This is a genomic window from Microbacterium sp. NPDC006705 (assembly GCF_044903545.1).
GTDB lineage: Bacteria > Actinomycetota > Actinomycetes > Actinomycetales > Microbacteriaceae > Microbacterium > Microbacterium plantarum.
Genome location: NZ_JBJDQQ010000001.1, coordinates 2,123,646 through 2,140,362, shown reverse-complemented (window position 1 = coordinate 2,140,362; position 16,717 = coordinate 2,123,646). Strand labels below are relative to the sequence as shown.

The window sequence follows — 16,717 nt, the reverse complement described above, 5'->3', positions numbered from 1 at the left end:
GGCCGGCGCGATCGCCCGCTGTGGACATCCGTCCCTGGCGGGCGATCGTCGTTTCCGGCGGGAGGGCGCCGTCAGATGAGCTCGTCGACCAGCTGGCGGATGCGCTCGCGGATGTCGTCTCGGATCGGGCGGACGGCATCGATCCCCTGCCCCGCGGGGTCGTCGAGCTTCCAGTCCTCGTAGCGCTTGCCGGGGAAGAACGGGCAGGCATCCCCGCATCCCATCGTGATGACGACGTCGGACGCCTGCACGGCTTCTGTCGTGAGGACCTTCGGCTGCTCGGCGGTGATGTCGATGCCGAGCTCGGCCATCGCCTCGACCGCGACCGGGTTGATCCGATCGGCGGGCATGGACCCGGCCGAGCGGACCTCGATGCGATCACCCGCGATGTCGCGGAGGAACCCCGCGGCCATCTGCGAGCGTCCCGCGTTGTGCACGCAGACGAAGAGGACGGAGGGCGTGGCGTCGGTCATGATGCCCCTACTCTCCCGCATCTGCGCCGCGACAGGCCACTTTGGGAGGATGAGGTCATGGACGACGCCATCCCCATCGACCTCGACACCTGGCCGCGCCGGCGGCATCCCGACCTGCGCGAGCTCTTCGCCGACGTCGCGTGGCTCGCGGCATGAGCGCGTTGCGGGAGTGGCTGCGCTCGCAGCCCTCGCTGACGGGCGCACCTCCGGTGTTCGACACCGACCGGCTCCCCGCATCGCCGGTGACGCTGTTCGAGGAGTGGATCCACCAGGCGGCGGCCGCGGGTGTCGCCGAGCCCCACTCCGCGACCCTCGCGACGGTCGACGCCGACGGCATCCCCGATGCCCGCACACTGATCGTCAAAGACGTCGACGACCGCGGCTGGGCGTTCGCGAGCACACGGTCGTCCGCGAAGGGCGGGCAGCTCGCAGCGCAGCCCGCAGCAGCCCTCGCGTTCTGGTGGCAGCCGGTCATGCGGGCGGTGCGCGTGCGCGGGTCGGTCTGTGAGGCGAGCGCGGACGACACCGCAGCCGACCTCGCGGCACGGTCGGAGGCGGCACGCCGGGACATCGCGGAAGGCGACTGGGCGCTCTGGCGCATCGAGGCGACCCGCGTGGAGTTCTGGCAGGGATCGCTCGACCGTCGTCACACCCGCGTCGTCTACGAACCCGACGGGACGACCTGGCGGCACACGCTCCTCGGAGGTGCAGCGTGACCCTCCACTACTCGCTCACGCCGCCCACGGCCGCCGAGTTCGCCGCGCTCTACGCCGAGACGGGCTGGGCCGAGTGGCCGCTCGAAACCTTCGAACGGGCCCTCGCGGGCAGCTGGGTCGTGTGCTCGGCGCGTGCCGACGACGGCAGGCTCGTCGGCATCGGGCGCCTCATCAGCGACGGTGCGCTGCACGCGTTCGTCACCGAGATGATCGTCGCGAGATCCGCGCGCGGCGGCGGCATCGGGAGCGAGATCCTGCGCATGCTGGTCGCCGAATCACGGCGGCGCGGCGTCGACGACATCCAGCTCTTCGCCGCGCGCGGCCGCGCGGGGTTCTACCAGCGCCACGGCTTCGCGCCGCGTCCGGCAGATGGCCCGGGCATGGACGTCGTCGCCGACGGCTGACCCCTCCGCCGAGCGGTCGACTCGCCAAAAGCTGCGGATGCGCGGGGTGCCGGATCCGCACATCGTGGCGACTCGACGGACGGTGGCGGCGCTCAGAACTGCGACGCGGCAGCGGCGGCGTGAATGCTGCGGTCGCGGATCTCGTGCCAGGTGAGCGCGACGTTCCCGACCGGGCCGGCCGCCGTTCCCGCGACCTCTTCGACGCGGTCGAGCAGACGCCGGGTGTCGGTGCACAAGCTGATGTCGACGACCGCGACATCCACGTAGCGGCCGCGCGCCCGTTCGAGGTCGGCGTGCAGCCGGGTGGCGAGCGCGGCAGCAGCGGCATGCATCTTGCGTTCGGGGATGCGGTCGGCGTGCCGCAGCAGGACGACCAGGTTGCGCAGGGCGACGAGACCCGACGCGTGAGCGAGGAGGGATTCGTAGCGCTGCTTGAGCTCAGCGCGCGAGCGGCGGACCGTCGGCTCCGCCTCCAGATCCACCGTCCACACCAGGCAGGTGGGCTCCCCCTCCGTGGCGAGGGACGCGATAGCTGCCGCCATCGGTTCTGGTCGGTCACCGGCGACAGCGATGCGGGGGTTCACGGGGGCCCTTCGGGTAGCGGTCATCGTCTTGCCGACCAGACTTCCCGGCGCACCTGCTCGGCCTCGCGGCCGAACTCCCTCACCATATGCCACGGCGCCCGCACCCCGGGCCGCCGCACCGCGCGTGTCATCCGTCCTCATCGAGAGCCGCGGTATCGGTGCCTTCGGTGAACCGATGCCCTGAGCTGACCGCGGCGCGGGCGATGACGATGGCCGCCACCGCCGAGGTGATCAGCTGCAGGAGCACGGCGAGCACGACTTTGACGACGTTGTCCACGGTCGGAACCTGCAGCACCGCGCCGACCGTGATGAACGCGACGCCCAAGCCGGCGGCGGTGGCGACGGCCGAGATGCGCGCGTAGGGGTCGGGGAAGCGCCGCAGGCCGACGGCGGCGACGACGAAGATGAGCGCGCCCAGCAGGGCGATGATCTGACCGATGAGCTCGAGGATCGTCATCGACGTCCTCCCGTCAGCGCGCGCGCGAGCGAGACCGCGGCGAGGAAGGCGACGAGGGTCGCGACCAGCACGAGGTCGAACGTGCCCTCACGCGCCAGGCGTACGCCGACGAGCGCCACGAGCCCGACCAGGCTGAAGGTGAGCAGGTCGGCGGCGATGACGCGGTCGGCGGGGGTCGGGCCGCGCAGGATGTGCACGACGGACGCGATCATCGCGATCGCGCATCCCGCCGCGGCGAGGTCCAGCAGGTTCATCTCGGTCCTCCCAGTGCGACCGCGCGCGTCATCCGGCGGTCCATGTCGGCGAAGTCGGCCAGCGCCGAATCGGGGTCGCGGTGGTACAGCGAATGCACGATGACGAAGCGCGCGCCGGATTCATCGCGTGCCGCGCCGAGGGCCAGCGTGCCGGGAGTCAGCGTGATGAGGACGCTGATCGCGGTGACGTGCAGGTCACCCGCAGGCCCCAGCGGAAGCCGCACGACGCGTGGCGTTGCGGCCAGCCCCGGGCTGAGGATGTCGCCGAGCACCCTCACCGATGTCAGCGTCAGCTGCGCGGCGAACCAGCAGACGAAGGCCGCGAACCGGAAGGGCAGAGTGAGGATGCTGAGGATCACGGCAGCACCGCCCCGACGTAGGCGGTCGTATCGAGCAGGCCGGCGGCGGCGACCTCCGCGAGGGCGAACAGCCCCTGCGCACCGAGCCCGAGGGCCAGGGTCGCCGCGGCGAGCACGACAGCAGGCGCCGCGAGCGCTGCGCGGGTCGTGGTTCGCTGCGCCACCGCGAGCCCCCCGCGCCCGACCGGATCGCCCGGCTCACCCGGCTCACCACCGGTGACCGTGCGCGCGAAGACGGCGTTGAAGATCTTCAGCATCGACAGCAGGGTGATCAGGCTCACCACGATCGCGATCACTGCCGCCGCGACCTGTCCGTCCTCGATCGCCGCGACGAGCAGCATGAGCTTCGCGAAGAAGCCCGAGAACGGCGGGATGCCGGCGAGCGACAGCGCCGCAACACCGAAGGCGACCATCAGCACGGGTTCCCGGCCGACACGACCGCGCAGGTCGTCGAGGCGATCCGTCCCGAATCGGGTCTCGATGGCGCCCGCAGACAGGAACAGCGATGCCTTCACGATCATGTGGTGAAGCAGGTAGAAGATGCCGGCGGCCAGTCCCAGGGGCGTGAACAGCGCGACGCCGAGCAGGATGTAGCCGATCTGGCTGACCATGTGGAAGGCGAGGATCGACCGCATCCGGTCTTCCCCCACCGCGCCGAGCACACCGATCAGCATCGTGGCGCTGAAGACGGCGACGCCGATCCAGAGGTAGGTCTGGTCACCCTCGAAGCCGACGGCGTAGATGCGGTAGATGGCGTAGATCGCGACCTTCGTGTGCAGACCCGAGAACATCGCGGTGATGGCCGGCGACGTCGACGGGTACGCACGGGCGAGCCACCCGTGCACGGGCACCACGGCGGCCTTCATCGCGAGCGCGAAGAGGCAGACCCCGAGCGCTGCCGCCACCAGAGGCGACTCCTGAGCGGCACCGGCGAGCTCGGCGAGGTTCACCGTGCCCGCCACGCCGTAGACGAGCGCCACCCCGGCCAGGAAGACCGTGGAGACGAACAGGTTGAAGGTGACGTAGAGCCTCGAGCCGGTCACCGACTCGTCCGTGCCGCGACCACGACGCGAGAGCACCAGAAGCCCGTACGAGGGCAGCAGCATGACCTCGATGAAGACGAAGAGGTTGAACAGGTCGGCCGTCAGGAGCGCACCGTTCACTCCCGCCGTCAGCACGAGGACGAGTGCGGGGAAGAGCCGGTTGCGACCGGTGTCCGCGACGATCGCGAAGACCACGCAGACGAGGGTGAGCAGCCCAGCGACCGTGAGCATGAGGGCGGAGAAGGCGTCGGCGACGAACGGGATGGCGATGCCGTTGGGCCATCCGCCGATCCCGTGGGCGACGACTGATCCGTCGGCTGTCGCCCACACGAGCGCAGCCGCCGCGATGAGGTTCGCCGTCAGCACGATCAGGAGCAGGACGATCGCCCATCGATGACGACGGCGCGCGAACGCGGCGACACCGCTCGCGAGGAGCGGCACCGCGACGATGAGCGGAAGCAGAGCGTCGTTCATCGGCGTCCTCCTCGGGTCGGGGCCGGGGCCGCGGCCTTCGCATCGTCGGGCCCTGCATCGTCGACGCCCGCATCCTCGAGCCCGGCGTCTTCGGACGGGTTGCCCGTCACGGCGAGGACGAGCAGGTAGATGGTGATCGCGAAGGCGATGACGATCGCGGTCAGGACGAACGCCTGCGGCAGCGGATCGGCCGTGGTCGCCGGATCCAGCGCCTCGCCGAGCGGCTCCTCGCGCGAGTCGATGCCGCCGGCGCTGAACAGCAGCAGATTGGCCGCGTGCGAGAGCAGCACGAAGCCGAGGATGACGCGCAGCCGGTCTTCCTGCAGCAGCAGGTAGACCGCTCCGGCGACGAGCACACCGATGGTGAGGGCGAGGATCACCGGACGCTCCTTTCTGACGAACGGTCGGTTCGGACCGCTTCGGCGGGAGACAGACCGAGGCGATTGATGGCGGCGAGGATGACCCCGAAGACCGCGAGATACACACCCAGGTCGAAGACGAGGGCCGTGGTGAGGTGCAGGCTGCCGATGTCGAAGTGCAGCGGCCGGAGGAACGAGCCGTCGAGAAGCCCCAGCAGACCGGTGCCGACCGCGATGACGACGCCCGCTCCGGCGATCGCCAGGTACGAACGCTCGATCCGCGGGATCTCGTCGCTCGGGGCGGCGAGGTAGATCAGCGCGATGGCCGCGGCGCCGATGAGCGCCGCGATGAAGCCGCCGCCCGGGTCGTTGTGACCGCGCAGCAGCGCGTAGGCCGACCCGACCACCATCACCGGGGCGACGATGCGTCCCACAGTGGTGAGGAAGACCGCGTTGGCGCGGGCGTTGGAGAGCGCGGCGGAGGTTCCCTCCCGCACCGGGCGGTCAACGGCTCGACGTGCCTCGAGAAGCGCGGTGATCGATACCGCTGCGATCCCCAGGACGACGAGCTCGCCGAGCGTGTCGAGCGCTCGGAAGTCGACCAGGATCGTGTTCACGATGTTGGTGCCGCCGGTCAGTTCCTTCGCCTCGCGGAGGAAGAAGGCGGCGACATCCGAGATCTCGCGGTGTCCGGTGAACACGAGCGCGGCGAGCGTCGCGGTCGCCCCGGCGGCGAGCGCGGCGATGACCGCGAGCACGCGTCGCCGCGGGCGCGACGGGCGCAGGCGGCGCGGCATCCGGCGCAGCACAAGCACCATCACGACGACGGTCAGGATCTCGACGAGGAGCTGCGTCACCGCGACATCCGAGGCCCCCAGAACCAGGAACCACAGCACGACGGCGAACCCGGCCACACCCACGCTGATGATCGCGGTCAGGCGGCGGGTGGCGACCGAGACCGCGATCACCCCGGCCGCGACGAGGAGGAGCAGGAGCAGATCGAGCACGAGGAACGGCTCGTCGTAGCGCGGCCAGCCGCGCCACATCGCGGGAAGCGCTGCGGCGGCGGCACCGATCAGCACGATCGGCACCACGAGGTTCGCGGCGGGGGCGTCGGAGCGCGTCAGGTCGCCGACACGACGGCCGAGCGCGATGATGCCCCGCTGCGCATACTGGACGGCGAGGACGCCTGACCACCGCTGCGGTGTCGGCGGCACGGGCGTACCGCGCAGCCGGAGGCCGACCAGCGTTCCGAGCACGATCGCCGTCACCGACAGCAGCAGAGCCGCGTTCACACCGTGCCAGAGGTAGATGCCCGAGACGGATACCGCGTCGACGCGCGCCGCCCCCGCTGCCGCGGGTCGCACGAGGGGGTCGAGCAGCGGTGCGCCCGCACCGAGAGCCAACCCCAGGATCGCCGGGACGGATACCGCGACCGACATCGTTCGCGTGTCGCGCCAGGCGCGTGCCTGCGGCCCGTGCTCACCGGGCTGAGCGGCACCGAGGCGACCGGGCAGCAGGGGAAGCACCAGTCGCAGGCTGTACGCCACCGTCAGCACGGCTCCAGCGGTGGCCACGATCGCGAGCGTCCATGACAGCGCAGGCGAAGCCGCCGTGAGGAACGAGTCGAGAAGCAGCTCCTTGCTGATGAAACCGAGCATCGGAGGGATGCCGGCCATACTGACCGCCGCGAGGATCAGCATCGCGGCATCCCAGCGCAGCATCCCCCACGATCCGCGGAGCTCGGTCAGGATCCGGGTCCCGGTGCGCTTCTCGACCAGTCCTACGCCCATGAAGCCGGCGGACTTGAACAGCGCGTGAGCGACCACATGCGCGCTCGCCGCGAGCATCGCCGTCGGCGTGCCGACGCCGATCACCGCGACCAGGAGGCCGAGCTGACTGACTGTCGAGTACGCCAGCAGCTCCTTCATGTCGGCGCGGCGAACCGCGAAGAACGCCCCCATGAGAGCTGTCCAGAGCCCGACGCCCACGAGGAGCGGCGACCAGATCGCCGCCGCGGACGCGGCTGGCGCGAAGAGCATGAGCAGGAAGATCCCGGCCTTCACCATCGCCGCCGCGTGCAGATAAGCGCTCACCGGGGCGGGCGCCACCATGGCATCCGGAAGCCAGGAGTGGAACGGGAACTGCGCCGATTTCGTCATGGCCGCGAGGGCGACGAGCACCGCGACGACGGTCGCGAATCCCGGGTCCTCGCGCCACAGCGGGTGGGCGAGGGCGGCGGTGAGCTCGGTCGTGCCGGTGCGCGCGATCAGGGTCACGACGGCGGCGAGCAGGGCGAGACCGCCGGCGGCGGTGACGAGCAGCGTGCGCGTCGCGGGCTCTTTCGCCGCGGGGCCCGAACGGAGGATCAGCAGGTACGAGCACAGGGTCGTCAGCTCCCACGCCACGAAGAGCACGACGAGGTCGTCGGCGAGGACGAGGGTGAGCATCGCCGCCGCGAACGCCGTCATCAGGCCGTAGAAGCCCGGCGAGCGAGGCTGACGCAGGTACGAGGACGAGTAGACGAGCACCACCGCGCCGATCGCGAGCACCACCACGGCGAACAGCAGCGCGAGCCCGTTCAGCCGCAGGCGTAGCGCGACATCGAGTGCCGGGATCCACGGCAGTGATTCGCGGACGACCTGCTGCGGATTCCACGCCGAGATGACGAGCCCGAGCACCGCGAGCATGCCGGCGGCCAGAGGCCACCCCGCGTGCCGTCCGGTCAGCCGCACGAACGCGGGGGCGAGCGCCACGAGCAACCAGGCTGCGGCGACCGCGACGAGGAGGGTCACGCGCGCCGCCGCCCGGTCAGGGCGTTCGCGGGCGCGCGGCAACAGAGGGCAGGCAGGACAGTGAGCACGGATTCTCCGGGTTCGATCGACGACTACGTGCCGACCAGACTTCCCGGCTCACCAGCTGACAGCGTACCGGGGGCCACCTGGGGAAATCAGGTGCGCGCGGATGCTTGACAACGCGGTCATGAGTCATTTCTCACCGGCCATTCCGAGCTGATCAGACGCGTCCGCCTCGCACGGGGTCGTCGAGTCGTCATACTGGCGAGCATGGATTCGACGGGCATGGATGCCGTGAACGACTGGCTGCTCACGTGGGGCGACCACCTCTGGACCTGGATCGTCCTCCCGGTCGTGGTCCTCCTCGGGCTCTACTTCACCGTTCGGTCGGGCGTCGTGCAGTTCCGTCTGATCCCCGAGATGTTCCGCACGCTGACCGACAAGACGCCGCAGACCGCGGACGGCAAGCCGCAGTCGGTCTCCGCCTTCCAGGCCTTCACGATCTCCGCGGCCTCCCGCGTGGGAGTCGGGAACATCGCCGGCGTCGGCACCGCCATCGCGGTGGGCGGCCCGGGCGCGGTGTTCTGGATGTGGGTCATGGCGTTCGTCGGCGGAGCGTCGAGCTTCATCGAGTCGTCGCTGGCGCAGCTGTTCAAGACGCGCGACCGCGGCAGTTTCCGCGGTGGCCCGGCGTACTACATGCAGCGCGGGCTGGGCGCCCGGTGGCTCGGCGTCCTCTTCGCCGTCATCCTGATCGTCTGCTTCCCCTTCGCGTTCAGCTCGCTGCAGGCCAACACGATCTCGGCCACCATCAGCTCGAGTGTCGGGGGCGATCTGCCCTGGCTGCCGTGGATCATCGGGGCGGGCATCGCGCTCCTCACCGGGCTCGTGGTGTTCGGCGGGGTGCGCCGCATCGCCTCGGTGACGCAGGTGCTCGTGCCGATCATGGCGCTCGCCTATCTCGTGCTCGGCGTGATCGTCGTCGCGCTGCACCTCGATCGGATCGGGCCGGTGTTCGCCGAGATCTTCACGTCGGCCTGGGGCTTCAACGAGGTCGTCGGGGCCGCGTTCGGATACATCGTCCTCACCGGCGTCAAGCGCGGCATGTTCTCGAACGAGGCGGGGCTCGGCTCGGCTCCGAACGCCGGCGCGAGCGCCGCCGTGACTCATCCGGTGAAGCAGGGCCTCGTGCAGACCCTCGGCGTCTACTTCGACACATTCCTCGTGTGCTCGGTGACCGCGTTCATCATCCTGGTCTCCGTCCCCGATCTGGCCGGAGCTACACGGGGAATCGACCTGACCCAGGGAGCCCTCGTCGACACCCTCGGTGAGTGGTCGAACATCGCCCTGAGCATCATCATCTTCATGCTCGCGTTCTCGTCGATCCTCGGGAACTACTACTACGGCGAATCGAACATCGAGTTCATCTCGACCAACCGCGCCGTGCTGACGGGGTACCGCGTGCTCGTCGTCGCCGCCGTCCTCGGCGGATCGGTCGTCGGAGCCGACCTCGTGTGGAACTTCGCCGACGGCGTGATGGGGCTGATGGCGCTGACGAACCTCATCGCGATCGCGTTGCTGTCGGGCATCGCGTTCCGCCTTCTCAAGGACTACACCGAGCAGCGACGCGCCGGGCTCGACCCCGTGTTCACGCGGGAACGGCTGCCCGACGTGCGCGGCATCGAGTGCTGGGAGGACGAGCTCACCGTCACCGGCCCCATCGACCTGCCCGTGCGTGCACGCCAGGCCGCCAAGCACCGCGACCACCTGCACGACCGCCGATGACCCGGCGACTCGTCGCCGCCGGCGGGCTCGCCGCGGCGCTCTGGGCGGCCGTCGCGCTGACCCGCTGGGGCTTCTCGCGAATCCCGAGCGGAGCCGCGCAACTCGCGAACCTCGTGCCCCCCGTCGTGCCCGCGGGTCTGATGTGGGGCGACAGCGGTCCGTGGCTGGTCCTGAGCGTCGCCATCGGCGCGGTCGCCGTCGGGCTCGTGTTCCTCTGGGTCACGACCCTCATGCACACGCGCAGCAGCCTGCTCCTCGCGGCGTGGTTCGCGGCGGTCACGGCAGGGGCGCTGGTCGGACTCGCGCTCGACCTCGGTGCCACGTGGAGCTCGCTCGCGATGTTCGGCCCACGGGGGCTCGTCGTGGGCGAGTTCGGCGCGGCCGCGGCATCCGGCGCTCTGTGGGGGCTCGCGGTCGGGTGGCTGCCCGGCCTCGTCGCCCGCACGCGGGGCGTCCGCACATGGGACGCTCGCATGCCGGCAGACGTCGCAACACCGCGATCGCGGCCCCTGCTGTGGATCGGCTCCGCCGCCGCGGTCGCCACCATTGCGGCGGCCGGCCTCGGCGCGGGAAGCGATGCTGCACGAACCGCCGCCGTCAACGACGACGTCGCCGCTCAGCAAGAGGCGGAGGCCGCCGTGACGTTCGGGGCGATGCCCGATCCCGCCGCGCCTGGGGTGCCGGTACCCGAGACATCCGGGACCTCCGCGCCGACCGATCCGCGATGGTGCACGGAAGACCGGGCCATGGTCCTGAAGGGCGAACCGGATGCCGCCACCGGTCACCGCGGGATGCCCATCCGGCTGATGAACTTCTCAGAGGAATCGTGCGTGATCGAGGGATACCCCGACGTCGCGTTCGGCGACCAGAACGAGCATCTGCTGACGGTCGAGCTCACCCCTGGCAGTTCCTTCATGGCGCAGGATCCGGGGCCAGAACGCATCGAGGTGCCGGCGGGCGGGTACGCCGTGGCGTTCCTCGGCTGGGACGGCGCCTCGACTCACGGAGCGCTCGTCACGAAGCGGGTCTACGCCGCTGCAAGCCCGGGCATGACGCGCGGCTCGTGGCCGATCGACCTCGACATCGTCGAGGGCTCCACCGTGGCCGTCACCGCCTGGGAGCTGGATACCACCCCGACCGGCCAGGAGTAGCCGGCGGTCGACTCGCCAGGGAACGCGGATGCCGGGGCCCGGGACCCGCAGATCGTGGCGACTCGACGTCAGGAGGCGGAGGCGGGAGCGGCGGTCGACTCCCGCCAGACCACGTGCTGCAGCGGCTCGGTGGGAGACGGCGCCTGCTCGCCCCGCATGAGGGCGATGAGCCGGTCGGCGGTGCGGCGGCCGAGCTCGACGTAGTCCATCGACACGCTCGTGAGCGACGGCACCTGGAACGCACTCGTCGGCGAATCGTCCCACCCGGTCACGCTGACATCCCCCGGCACGGTCCAGCCTCGCTCGAGCGCGCCCCGGACGACGCCCGTCGCGATGAAGTCGTTCGCCGCGATGACGGCGAGCGGCAGTGAGTCGCCATCGAGCGAACGGATGGCGTCGAGGCCCGACTGCGCGCTCCAATCGCCCTCGACGACGCCGACGGACTGCACGCCCAAGCGAGCGACCGTCGCTTCATAGGCACGACGTCGCGCATCCGCCGATGGGTAGCTGCGCGCGCCGGTGATGTGCAGGAACCTCCGGTGCCCGAGCTCGGCGAGCCGCTCCACCATGCTCTCGAGCGGATGGACGTCGAGCATCTCGCCCGAGACGCGCATGTCGTCGTCGAACTCCTCGAGCGTCAGCACCGGCACGTTCGGGTCGACCCGCGCGAGGTCGTCACCGGGGACGGGGGCGTAACAGAGGATTCCCTCGAACTGACGGGAATCGATCATCTCGAGCAGTCGCGGTCGACGCTGGTCCGGCGCGTTGGGAATGCTCTGAACCTCGACCTCGTACCCGGCGGCACGGGCCCGTTCGATCGTGCCGGCGATCAGCGGAGCCGAGTGGAACGCGGTGATCGGCAGCACCGCGGCGAGACGGCCCGTTCGCGTCGTGCGCATCGAGCGGGCGGCCAGGTTCGGCCGGTAATCGATCTCGCGCGCGGCCTCCAAGACCCGTTCCCGGGTGGCCGCGGAGATACCCGCGCGCCCCGTGAACACCTGCGAGACCGTCGATTGCGAGACCCCCGCGCGGGCGGCGACGTCGCGGCTCGTGGGCCGTTTCCCCATGACTGCCTTTCTTGGCATGTGACTTTACCGACCTTCCCCACGGACGGCCTCCTGCGATTGATACTACGTATTAGTAGTACGTAGCAAGAATCGGTCCCTCTCCCCGCCCCCGTCGCAGGGGTCAGGAAGGCAGCGGGATCAGGCGGACGGTCTGCCCGGGGCGGAGGTCGTCGACGATGCCGCGGTACGGCGCGGCGACCTCGCCGATGCGCGCCTGGCCTGCATCGAGCGGGCGATCGGCCCGCATGAGGTGCACCTCGCCCCGATACCGCCCGTAGGCGTCGAGGTCGACCTGCAGGCTGCCGCGCTCACGCGCATCGGCGTTGCGGATGCGGGAGGGGCGGATGCCGCCGCGCGTCTCGTCCAGCCGGAAGGATGCCGCCGCCTCCTCGACCCGCAGCCGCCAGGGCCGCTCCAGCAGCACGGATGCCGCGGCATCCAGTCCCACGACCGGCAGCGTGACCGTGCCGGTCGCCTCGAACTCCGCGATCCAGGCGGCGTGGTCATCGGCCACAGCGCCCTCGGCGCAGACGACGACCGCCTCGGGAACGAGCCGCCGCAGCTGAAGGTACGAACGCCAGGCGTTGTGGTGCCGCTGCACCTCGAGCGTCGGCAGGCCGAGGTGCAGCGGCGCACGCAGCTCCCGTTCGCCGGGGATGAACGCGAGCACCGGCATCCCCCGGTCGAGGAACAGCCGCGACTGCGCCACGAGGAACGACGCCGTCAGGCCCGTCTCGGGCCGCGGGTAGAAGTTGTGCCAGCCCACGACGGGCAGCCCCGCCAGCTCGTCGAGGAACGCCACGTCGACCGTGCTGGCGTTGACGGCGATGCGGCATCCCGACGCCTCGGCGACCCGGCCGATCTCATCGGCGTCGAAGCCGTAGTCGAGTCGCAGCATCGTGATGCCGCGGCGCGCGAGCCAGCCCCACCCCTCGTCGCCGGCCACGACGTACTCGAGCGCGACGGGCGAGACGTCGGCGCAGAAGGTCACGCCGTCATCGTCGTGCGCCGCGCGCAGCACCTCGCCGAACGCGGCGAGCTCGCCGGTGTCGACCATGTGCAGCGAGGTGAACAGCATCCGCTCATCGCCGGAGTCGCCGGACGCGCCGGGCGCCGGCGAGGACGACGGCGCCGTCGCGAGCACCTGATCGATGACGGTCCGCCGCGTCTCGGCGGCATCCGTGGGGTAGATGGAGAACAGCATCGGGGCGCTCCTGTCTCAGCCGAGCCGCTCGACCATGTGCTCCTTGAAGCCGAAGAACCAGGTCAGCACGAAGCCCATGATGTACGAGATCACGAGGCCGCCGACGTACCAGAGCCACGCGCCGTTGGTGATGACGGCGGTCATGAGCACGCCCGAGAGCCCGAGGGCACCGGCGCCGAACCCGCCGCTGGCCTGAATGCCGAAGGCCACGAACGCGCCGCCGAAGCCACCGCCGAGGCAGGCCGTGATGAGGGGGTAGAAGAGGGGCAGCGAGACGCCGTAGATGAGCGGTTCCCCGACACCGAGCACGCCGATGGGCAGCGCCGCACGGATGATGTTCTTAAGCCGGGTGCTCTTGGTCTTCAGGAAGATCGCGATCGCCATGCCGACCTCGCCCGCCCCCGCCATCGCCAGAACCGGCAGCAGCTCCGTGAAGCCGTGGTCGGTGATGAGCTGCGCGTGGATCGGCGTCAGGCCCTGGTGGATGCCGAGCATGACGAGCGGGAGGAACAGCGATGACAGCAGGTATCCGCCGATGACGCCGCCCCGCTCGAGGGCGAAGTCGATGAGCAGCCAGTTGATGCCCTGCATGAGCAGACCCGAGATCGGCATGATCACGAAGATGCAGATGACGGCGCCGATGAGAAGCGTCACGACCGGCACGACGAAGAGGTCGGCCCAGGCGGGAACGCGCTTGCGGATCCACTTCTCGATGACCGTGAACAGCCACGCCGTGACCATGACGCCGATGATGCCGCCGAGCGCGGGCTTGAGTTCGCCGAACAGCGGGAGCACGAGCGGCTGAGCCGGAGTGACCGTGCCGTCGGCGGCCGTCGTCGCGGCGATGCCGGCGAGCGCGGGGAGGTATGAGATGGCGCCGGCGATGAGGCCGAGCACGGGGGTGCCGCCGAACTCCTTCGCCGTGTTGAGCCCCACGATGAGGTTGAGCGAGGTGACGACGATCGTGCCGAGGGCCGCGAACACCAGGAACCACGGGTTGGCGGTGACGCTCGGGTCGATGAGCTTCCAGATGTTGCCGATCGCCACGACGAGTCCGCAGGCGATGAACCCGGGGATGATCGGCACGAAGATGTTCGCGATGTGGCGGAACAGCCCGTGCACCCGCGAGGTGTGCCGCGACTTCACCTTCTGCGTGTTCTGCTGCTGCAGCGTGCGCAGGTCGGTCGCCGCGTCGACGGGCTCGCCGCCGCCGGCTGCTCGCGCGCCCGCGGCCCGGCTCCCCGCCGCGGCCGCCGCGATGTCGGCGACCTCGTCCGCGGGATCGTCGACAGGAGCCTCGGCGGGAGCGTCGACGACCTCGGCGAAGGCGTCGCGCAGGCGCTGCGCGTGACCGGGACCGTCGACGACCTGCAGCTGCGGGCCGTCGACGACGCCCATGACGCCGTCGAGGCGCCGGAGCGCCGCGACATCCGCCTTCGACGGGTCGTGCAGGTTCAGCCGCAGGCGCGTCATGCAGTTCGTGTACGAGGCGATGTTCTGCGAGCCGCCGACGAGCGGCAGGATCTCCTCGCTGAGTTCGGGGTAATCCACGGTGATTCCTTCCGGCGGACGGGGTTCGGGTGTCGGGTGCTGGGTTCGGGGGTACGGGCGGGCGGCGCGTCAGGCGCGGCCGCGCACGGCTTCGCGGACGAAGCCCGCGCCCGCGCTGAGCCGCTCACGGGCGGTCGCCGCGTCGACGTCGCAGAGGATCGCGACGATCGCCGTCTTGGCGTGACCATCGGCCTCGTCGAGCGCGCGGCGGGCGGTGGCGGTATCGCAATCGGTCGCGGCCTGGACGATGCGGACGGCGCGGGCGACGAGCTTCTCGTTGCTCGGGCGCACGTCGACCATGAGGTTGCCGTAGACCTTGCCGAGACGCACCATCGTCGCCGTCGAGATCATGTTGAGGACGAGCTTCTGACTCGTGCCCGCCTTGAGCCGGGTCGAGCCGGTGAGCACCTCGGGACCGTTGTCGACCTCGATCGCGACGTCGGCGTGGGCGCTGATCTCGGCGTTCGGGCTGCACGAGATCGCCACCGTCGCGGCGCCGACTCGACGGGCTTCGTCGAGTCCGCCGATGACGTAGGGCGTGCGACCGGATGCCGCGATGCCGACGACGACGTCGCGCTCGGTGAGTCCGATGCCGGTCAGGTCGTCAGCGCCGAGCTCGCGGGAGTCCTCCGCACCTTCGATCGCGCGGAACATCGCCTCGTTACCGCCGGCGAGCAGGCCGACGACCTGGGCGGGGTCGGTGCCGAACGTCGGCGGACACTCCGCCGCGTCGAGGACGCCGAGACGGCCGCTCGTGCCCGCCCCCTGGTAGACGAGGCGCCCGCCGGACGAGAGCGCGGCGACGGCGAGATCGACGGCTCGGGCGATCGCGGGGATCGCGGCCGCGACGGCCCCGGCCACCCCGGCATCCTCGTCGTTCATGACGCGGAGGATCTCATCGACGGACATCGCGTCGAGCTCGCCCGTCAGCGGGTTGGGCGTCTCGGTGGCGGGGGTCGGGTGCGGGGTGGTCACGGATGCTCCTCGTCGGGGTGCGGCGCACGCCGATGGGCGCGTGGCACTTTGTTTCACACAGGGTGCTCTTGGCGGCAACTTTTGTCAAGATTTGTGGAAGACTGAACCGACTTCCCGAGGAGGCACATGGACGGCGACGTCCTCGAAGCGACCCGCGCGATCATCCCCCGTCTGCGCCCGGCCGAGGTGCAGGTGGCTCGCGCGGTGCTCGACGACCCCGCTTTCGCCGTGACCGCGACCGTCACGACACTCGCCGAGCGCGCGTCGGTCTCGCAGGCGTCGGTCGTCCGCTTCGCGAAGAGCCTCGGATTCGCGGGGTATCCCTCGTTCCGCGTCGAGCTCGCCCAGGAGGTCTCACGGCGAGCGATCGAGCTCGAGCGCTCGAACATCGCTGAGGGCGAGCTGAACCCGTCGGACTCCCCCGCCGAGATGGTCGCGAAGGTCGCGTTCCACGAGGCGCGGACGATCGAGCAGACCGGCCGGATGCTCGATCTCGACGCCCTCGAACGCATCGCCCGAGCGATCGCCGACAGCGAGCGGGTCGTCACCTTCGGCGTCGGCGCGTCGGGCCTCGCCGCGGCCGACCTCGCGCAGAAGCTGCAGCGCATCGGCATCATGTGCCTGAGCTCCCACGACACGCACGTTCAGCTCGTGCACGCCGCGCTCGCCGACGAACGCACCACCGCGATCGCGTTCTCGTTCAGCGGCGGCACGATCGATGTACTGCGCGCCGTCGAGATCGCCTCGAACGCCGGAGCGTTCACGGTCGCGATCACCAACGACACCGACTCGCCCCTCGCCGCTGCGGCATCCGCCACCCTGCGCACCCCCGCTCGAGAGGCGACCCTGCGCGCTGCAGCGCTCGCGAGCCGGATGGCGCAGCTCGCCGTCGCGGACTTCGTCTTCATCCGGGTCGCCCAGCTGCGCTACCCCGACCTCGACGCCGCCCTCAGTGCCACCCGCGCCGCCGTCGGCACCCAGCACCTGACCCGGTGACCCGGGCCCATCCCCGTCGAGTCGCCAAAGAGTGCGGATGCGAGGATGCCAGCATCCGCATTCCCTGGCG

The 16,717-nt window shown here is 70.6% G+C and carries 17 protein-coding genes; 5 read left to right on the top strand and 12 right to left on the bottom strand.

All coding sequences use genetic code 11. The features are described 5' to 3' along the window. Positions 1-71: 71 nt before the first annotated feature. A complete protein-coding gene (locus tag ACI2K6_RS10255) occupies positions 72-473 on the bottom strand; it encodes an arsenate reductase ArsC (protein WP_274179451.1) in 402 nt (133 codons plus the stop codon). 152 nt (positions 474-625) lie between these two features. Between ACI2K6_RS10255 and ACI2K6_RS10250 the strand changes: the two genes are divergently transcribed. Together ACI2K6_RS10250 and ACI2K6_RS10245 are read left to right on the top strand one after the other, a co-directional pair. Further along, positions 626-1,189: a pyridoxamine 5'-phosphate oxidase family protein gene (locus ACI2K6_RS10250; protein WP_274179452.1), complete on the top strand. Its 564-nt coding sequence runs from the start codon at positions 626-628 to the stop codon at positions 1,187-1,189. Next, the gene (locus tag ACI2K6_RS10245) at positions 1,186-1,593 is read left to right on the top strand and encodes a GNAT family N-acetyltransferase (RefSeq protein WP_404568525.1); all 408 of its coding nucleotides are present in this window, start codon (positions 1,186-1,188) and stop codon (positions 1,591-1,593) included. Before ACI2K6_RS10250 ends, ACI2K6_RS10245 begins: the two co-directional genes overlap by 4 nt. A 92-nt stretch (positions 1,594-1,685) precedes the next feature. Here the strand turns inward: ACI2K6_RS10245 and ACI2K6_RS10240 are convergent, their stop codons facing one another. The 7 genes from ACI2K6_RS10240 to mbhE all read right to left on the bottom strand — a co-directional run bounded on the left by ACI2K6_RS10240 (position 1,686) and on the right by mbhE (position 7,918). Beyond that, positions 1,686-2,177, bottom strand: coding sequence for a hypothetical protein (locus tag ACI2K6_RS10240; protein ID WP_282501649.1), 492 nt, complete (start codon positions 2,175-2,177; stop codon positions 1,686-1,688). 127 nt (positions 2,178-2,304) lie between these two features. After that, entirely contained in the window at positions 2,305-2,634 is a 330-nt protein-coding gene (locus tag ACI2K6_RS10235) for a monovalent cation/H(+) antiporter subunit G (protein ID WP_282501650.1), read from the bottom strand. Then, positions 2,631-2,888, bottom strand: a complete 258-nt coding sequence (locus ACI2K6_RS10230; protein ID WP_023953776.1) for a monovalent cation/H+ antiporter complex subunit F — start codon at positions 2,886-2,888, stop codon at positions 2,631-2,633. The genes ACI2K6_RS10235 and ACI2K6_RS10230 overlap by 4 nt, the downstream gene beginning before the upstream one ends. Next, positions 2,885-3,247: a Na+/H+ antiporter subunit E gene (locus tag ACI2K6_RS10225; protein ID WP_282501651.1), complete on the bottom strand. Its 363-nt coding sequence runs from the start codon at positions 3,245-3,247 to the stop codon at positions 2,885-2,887. Before ACI2K6_RS10225 ends, ACI2K6_RS10230 begins: the two co-directional genes overlap by 4 nt. Continuing rightward, positions 3,244-4,764 (bottom strand): monovalent cation/H+ antiporter subunit D family protein, encoded by a 1,521-nt coding sequence (locus tag ACI2K6_RS10220; RefSeq protein WP_282501652.1) that lies wholly within the window; start codon positions 4,762-4,764, stop codon positions 3,244-3,246. Before ACI2K6_RS10220 ends, ACI2K6_RS10225 begins: the two co-directional genes overlap by 4 nt. Beyond that, a complete protein-coding gene (locus tag ACI2K6_RS10215; protein ID WP_282501653.1) occupies positions 4,761-5,144 on the bottom strand; it encodes a sodium:proton antiporter in 384 nt (127 codons plus the stop codon). The genes ACI2K6_RS10220 and ACI2K6_RS10215 overlap by 4 nt, the downstream gene beginning before the upstream one ends. Beyond that, a complete protein-coding gene (mbhE, locus tag ACI2K6_RS10210) occupies positions 5,141-7,918 on the bottom strand; it encodes a hydrogen gas-evolving membrane-bound hydrogenase subunit E (RefSeq protein WP_282501654.1) in 2,778 nt (925 codons plus the stop codon). Before mbhE ends, ACI2K6_RS10215 begins: the two co-directional genes overlap by 4 nt. 270 nt (positions 7,919-8,188) lie before the next feature. Here mbhE and ACI2K6_RS10205 point away from each other — a divergent pair, with 270 nt between their 5' ends. After that, positions 8,189-9,703 carry an alanine/glycine:cation symporter family protein gene (locus tag ACI2K6_RS10205; protein ID WP_354451896.1) on the top strand — a complete coding sequence of 505 codons (1,515 nt, stop codon included), beginning with the start codon at positions 8,189-8,191 and terminating at the stop codon, positions 9,701-9,703. Then, positions 9,700-10,854, top strand: a complete 1,155-nt coding sequence (locus tag ACI2K6_RS10200) for a DUF4232 domain-containing protein (RefSeq protein WP_282501656.1) — start codon at positions 9,700-9,702, stop codon at positions 10,852-10,854. Before ACI2K6_RS10205 ends, ACI2K6_RS10200 begins: the two co-directional genes overlap by 4 nt. Positions 10,855-10,922: 68 nt before the next feature. Here the strand turns inward: ACI2K6_RS10200 and ACI2K6_RS10195 are convergent, their stop codons facing one another. The 4 genes from ACI2K6_RS10195 to murQ form a co-directional block, all read right to left on the bottom strand. Continuing rightward, entirely contained in the window at positions 10,923-11,921 is a 999-nt protein-coding gene (locus ACI2K6_RS10195; RefSeq protein WP_112617644.1) for a LacI family DNA-binding transcriptional regulator, read from the bottom strand. Positions 11,922-12,042: 121 nt separating this feature from the next. Further along, positions 12,043-13,125, bottom strand: coding sequence for a MupG family TIM beta-alpha barrel fold protein (locus ACI2K6_RS10190; protein WP_404568524.1), 1,083 nt, complete (start codon positions 13,123-13,125; stop codon positions 12,043-12,045). A gap of 15 nt (positions 13,126-13,140) precedes the next feature. Next, positions 13,141-14,676: a PTS transporter subunit EIIC gene (locus ACI2K6_RS10185; RefSeq protein ID WP_404568523.1), complete on the bottom strand. Its 1,536-nt coding sequence runs from the start codon at positions 14,674-14,676 to the stop codon at positions 13,141-13,143. A 69-nt stretch (positions 14,677-14,745) separates the two neighbouring features. Then, positions 14,746-15,651 (bottom strand): N-acetylmuramic acid 6-phosphate etherase, encoded by a 906-nt coding sequence (gene murQ, locus ACI2K6_RS10180; protein WP_404568522.1) that lies wholly within the window; start codon positions 15,649-15,651, stop codon positions 14,746-14,748. A 126-nt stretch (positions 15,652-15,777) separates the two neighbouring features. Here murQ and ACI2K6_RS10175 point away from each other — a divergent pair, with 126 nt between their 5' ends. Beyond that, positions 15,778-16,647, top strand: a complete 870-nt coding sequence (locus ACI2K6_RS10175) for a MurR/RpiR family transcriptional regulator (RefSeq protein WP_274179459.1) — start codon at positions 15,778-15,780, stop codon at positions 16,645-16,647. Positions 16,648-16,717: the final 70 nt, after the last annotated feature.

Coding starts and splice junctions, on each gene's coding strand:
- ACI2K6_RS10235 (WP_282501650.1), bottom strand. CDS start 2,634: ATGACGATCCTCGAGCTCATCGGTCAGATCATCGCCCTGCTGGGCGCG.
- ACI2K6_RS10195 (WP_112617644.1), bottom strand. CDS start 11,921: ATGGGGAAACGGCCCACGAGCCGCGACGTCGCCGCCCGCGCGGGGGTC.
- ACI2K6_RS10175 (WP_274179459.1), top strand. CDS start 15,778: ATGGACGGCGACGTCCTCGAAGCGACCCGCGCGATCATCCCCCGTCTG.
- ACI2K6_RS10205 (WP_354451896.1), top strand. CDS start 8,189: ATGGATTCGACGGGCATGGATGCCGTGAACGACTGGCTGCTCACGTGG.
- ACI2K6_RS10200 (WP_282501656.1), top strand. CDS start 9,700: ATGACCCGGCGACTCGTCGCCGCCGGCGGGCTCGCCGCGGCGCTCTGG.
- ACI2K6_RS10250 (WP_274179452.1), top strand. CDS start 626: ATGAGCGCGTTGCGGGAGTGGCTGCGCTCGCAGCCCTCGCTGACGGGC.
- ACI2K6_RS10220 (WP_282501652.1), bottom strand. CDS start 4,764: ATGAACGACGCTCTGCTTCCGCTCATCGTCGCGGTGCCGCTCCTCGCG.
- ACI2K6_RS10190 (WP_404568524.1), bottom strand. CDS start 13,125: ATGCTGTTCTCCATCTACCCCACGGATGCCGCCGAGACGCGGCGGACC.
- ACI2K6_RS10230 (WP_023953776.1), bottom strand. CDS start 2,888: ATGAACCTGCTGGACCTCGCCGCGGCGGGATGCGCGATCGCGATGATC.
- ACI2K6_RS10255 (WP_274179451.1), bottom strand. CDS start 473: ATGACCGACGCCACGCCCTCCGTCCTCTTCGTCTGCGTGCACAACGCG.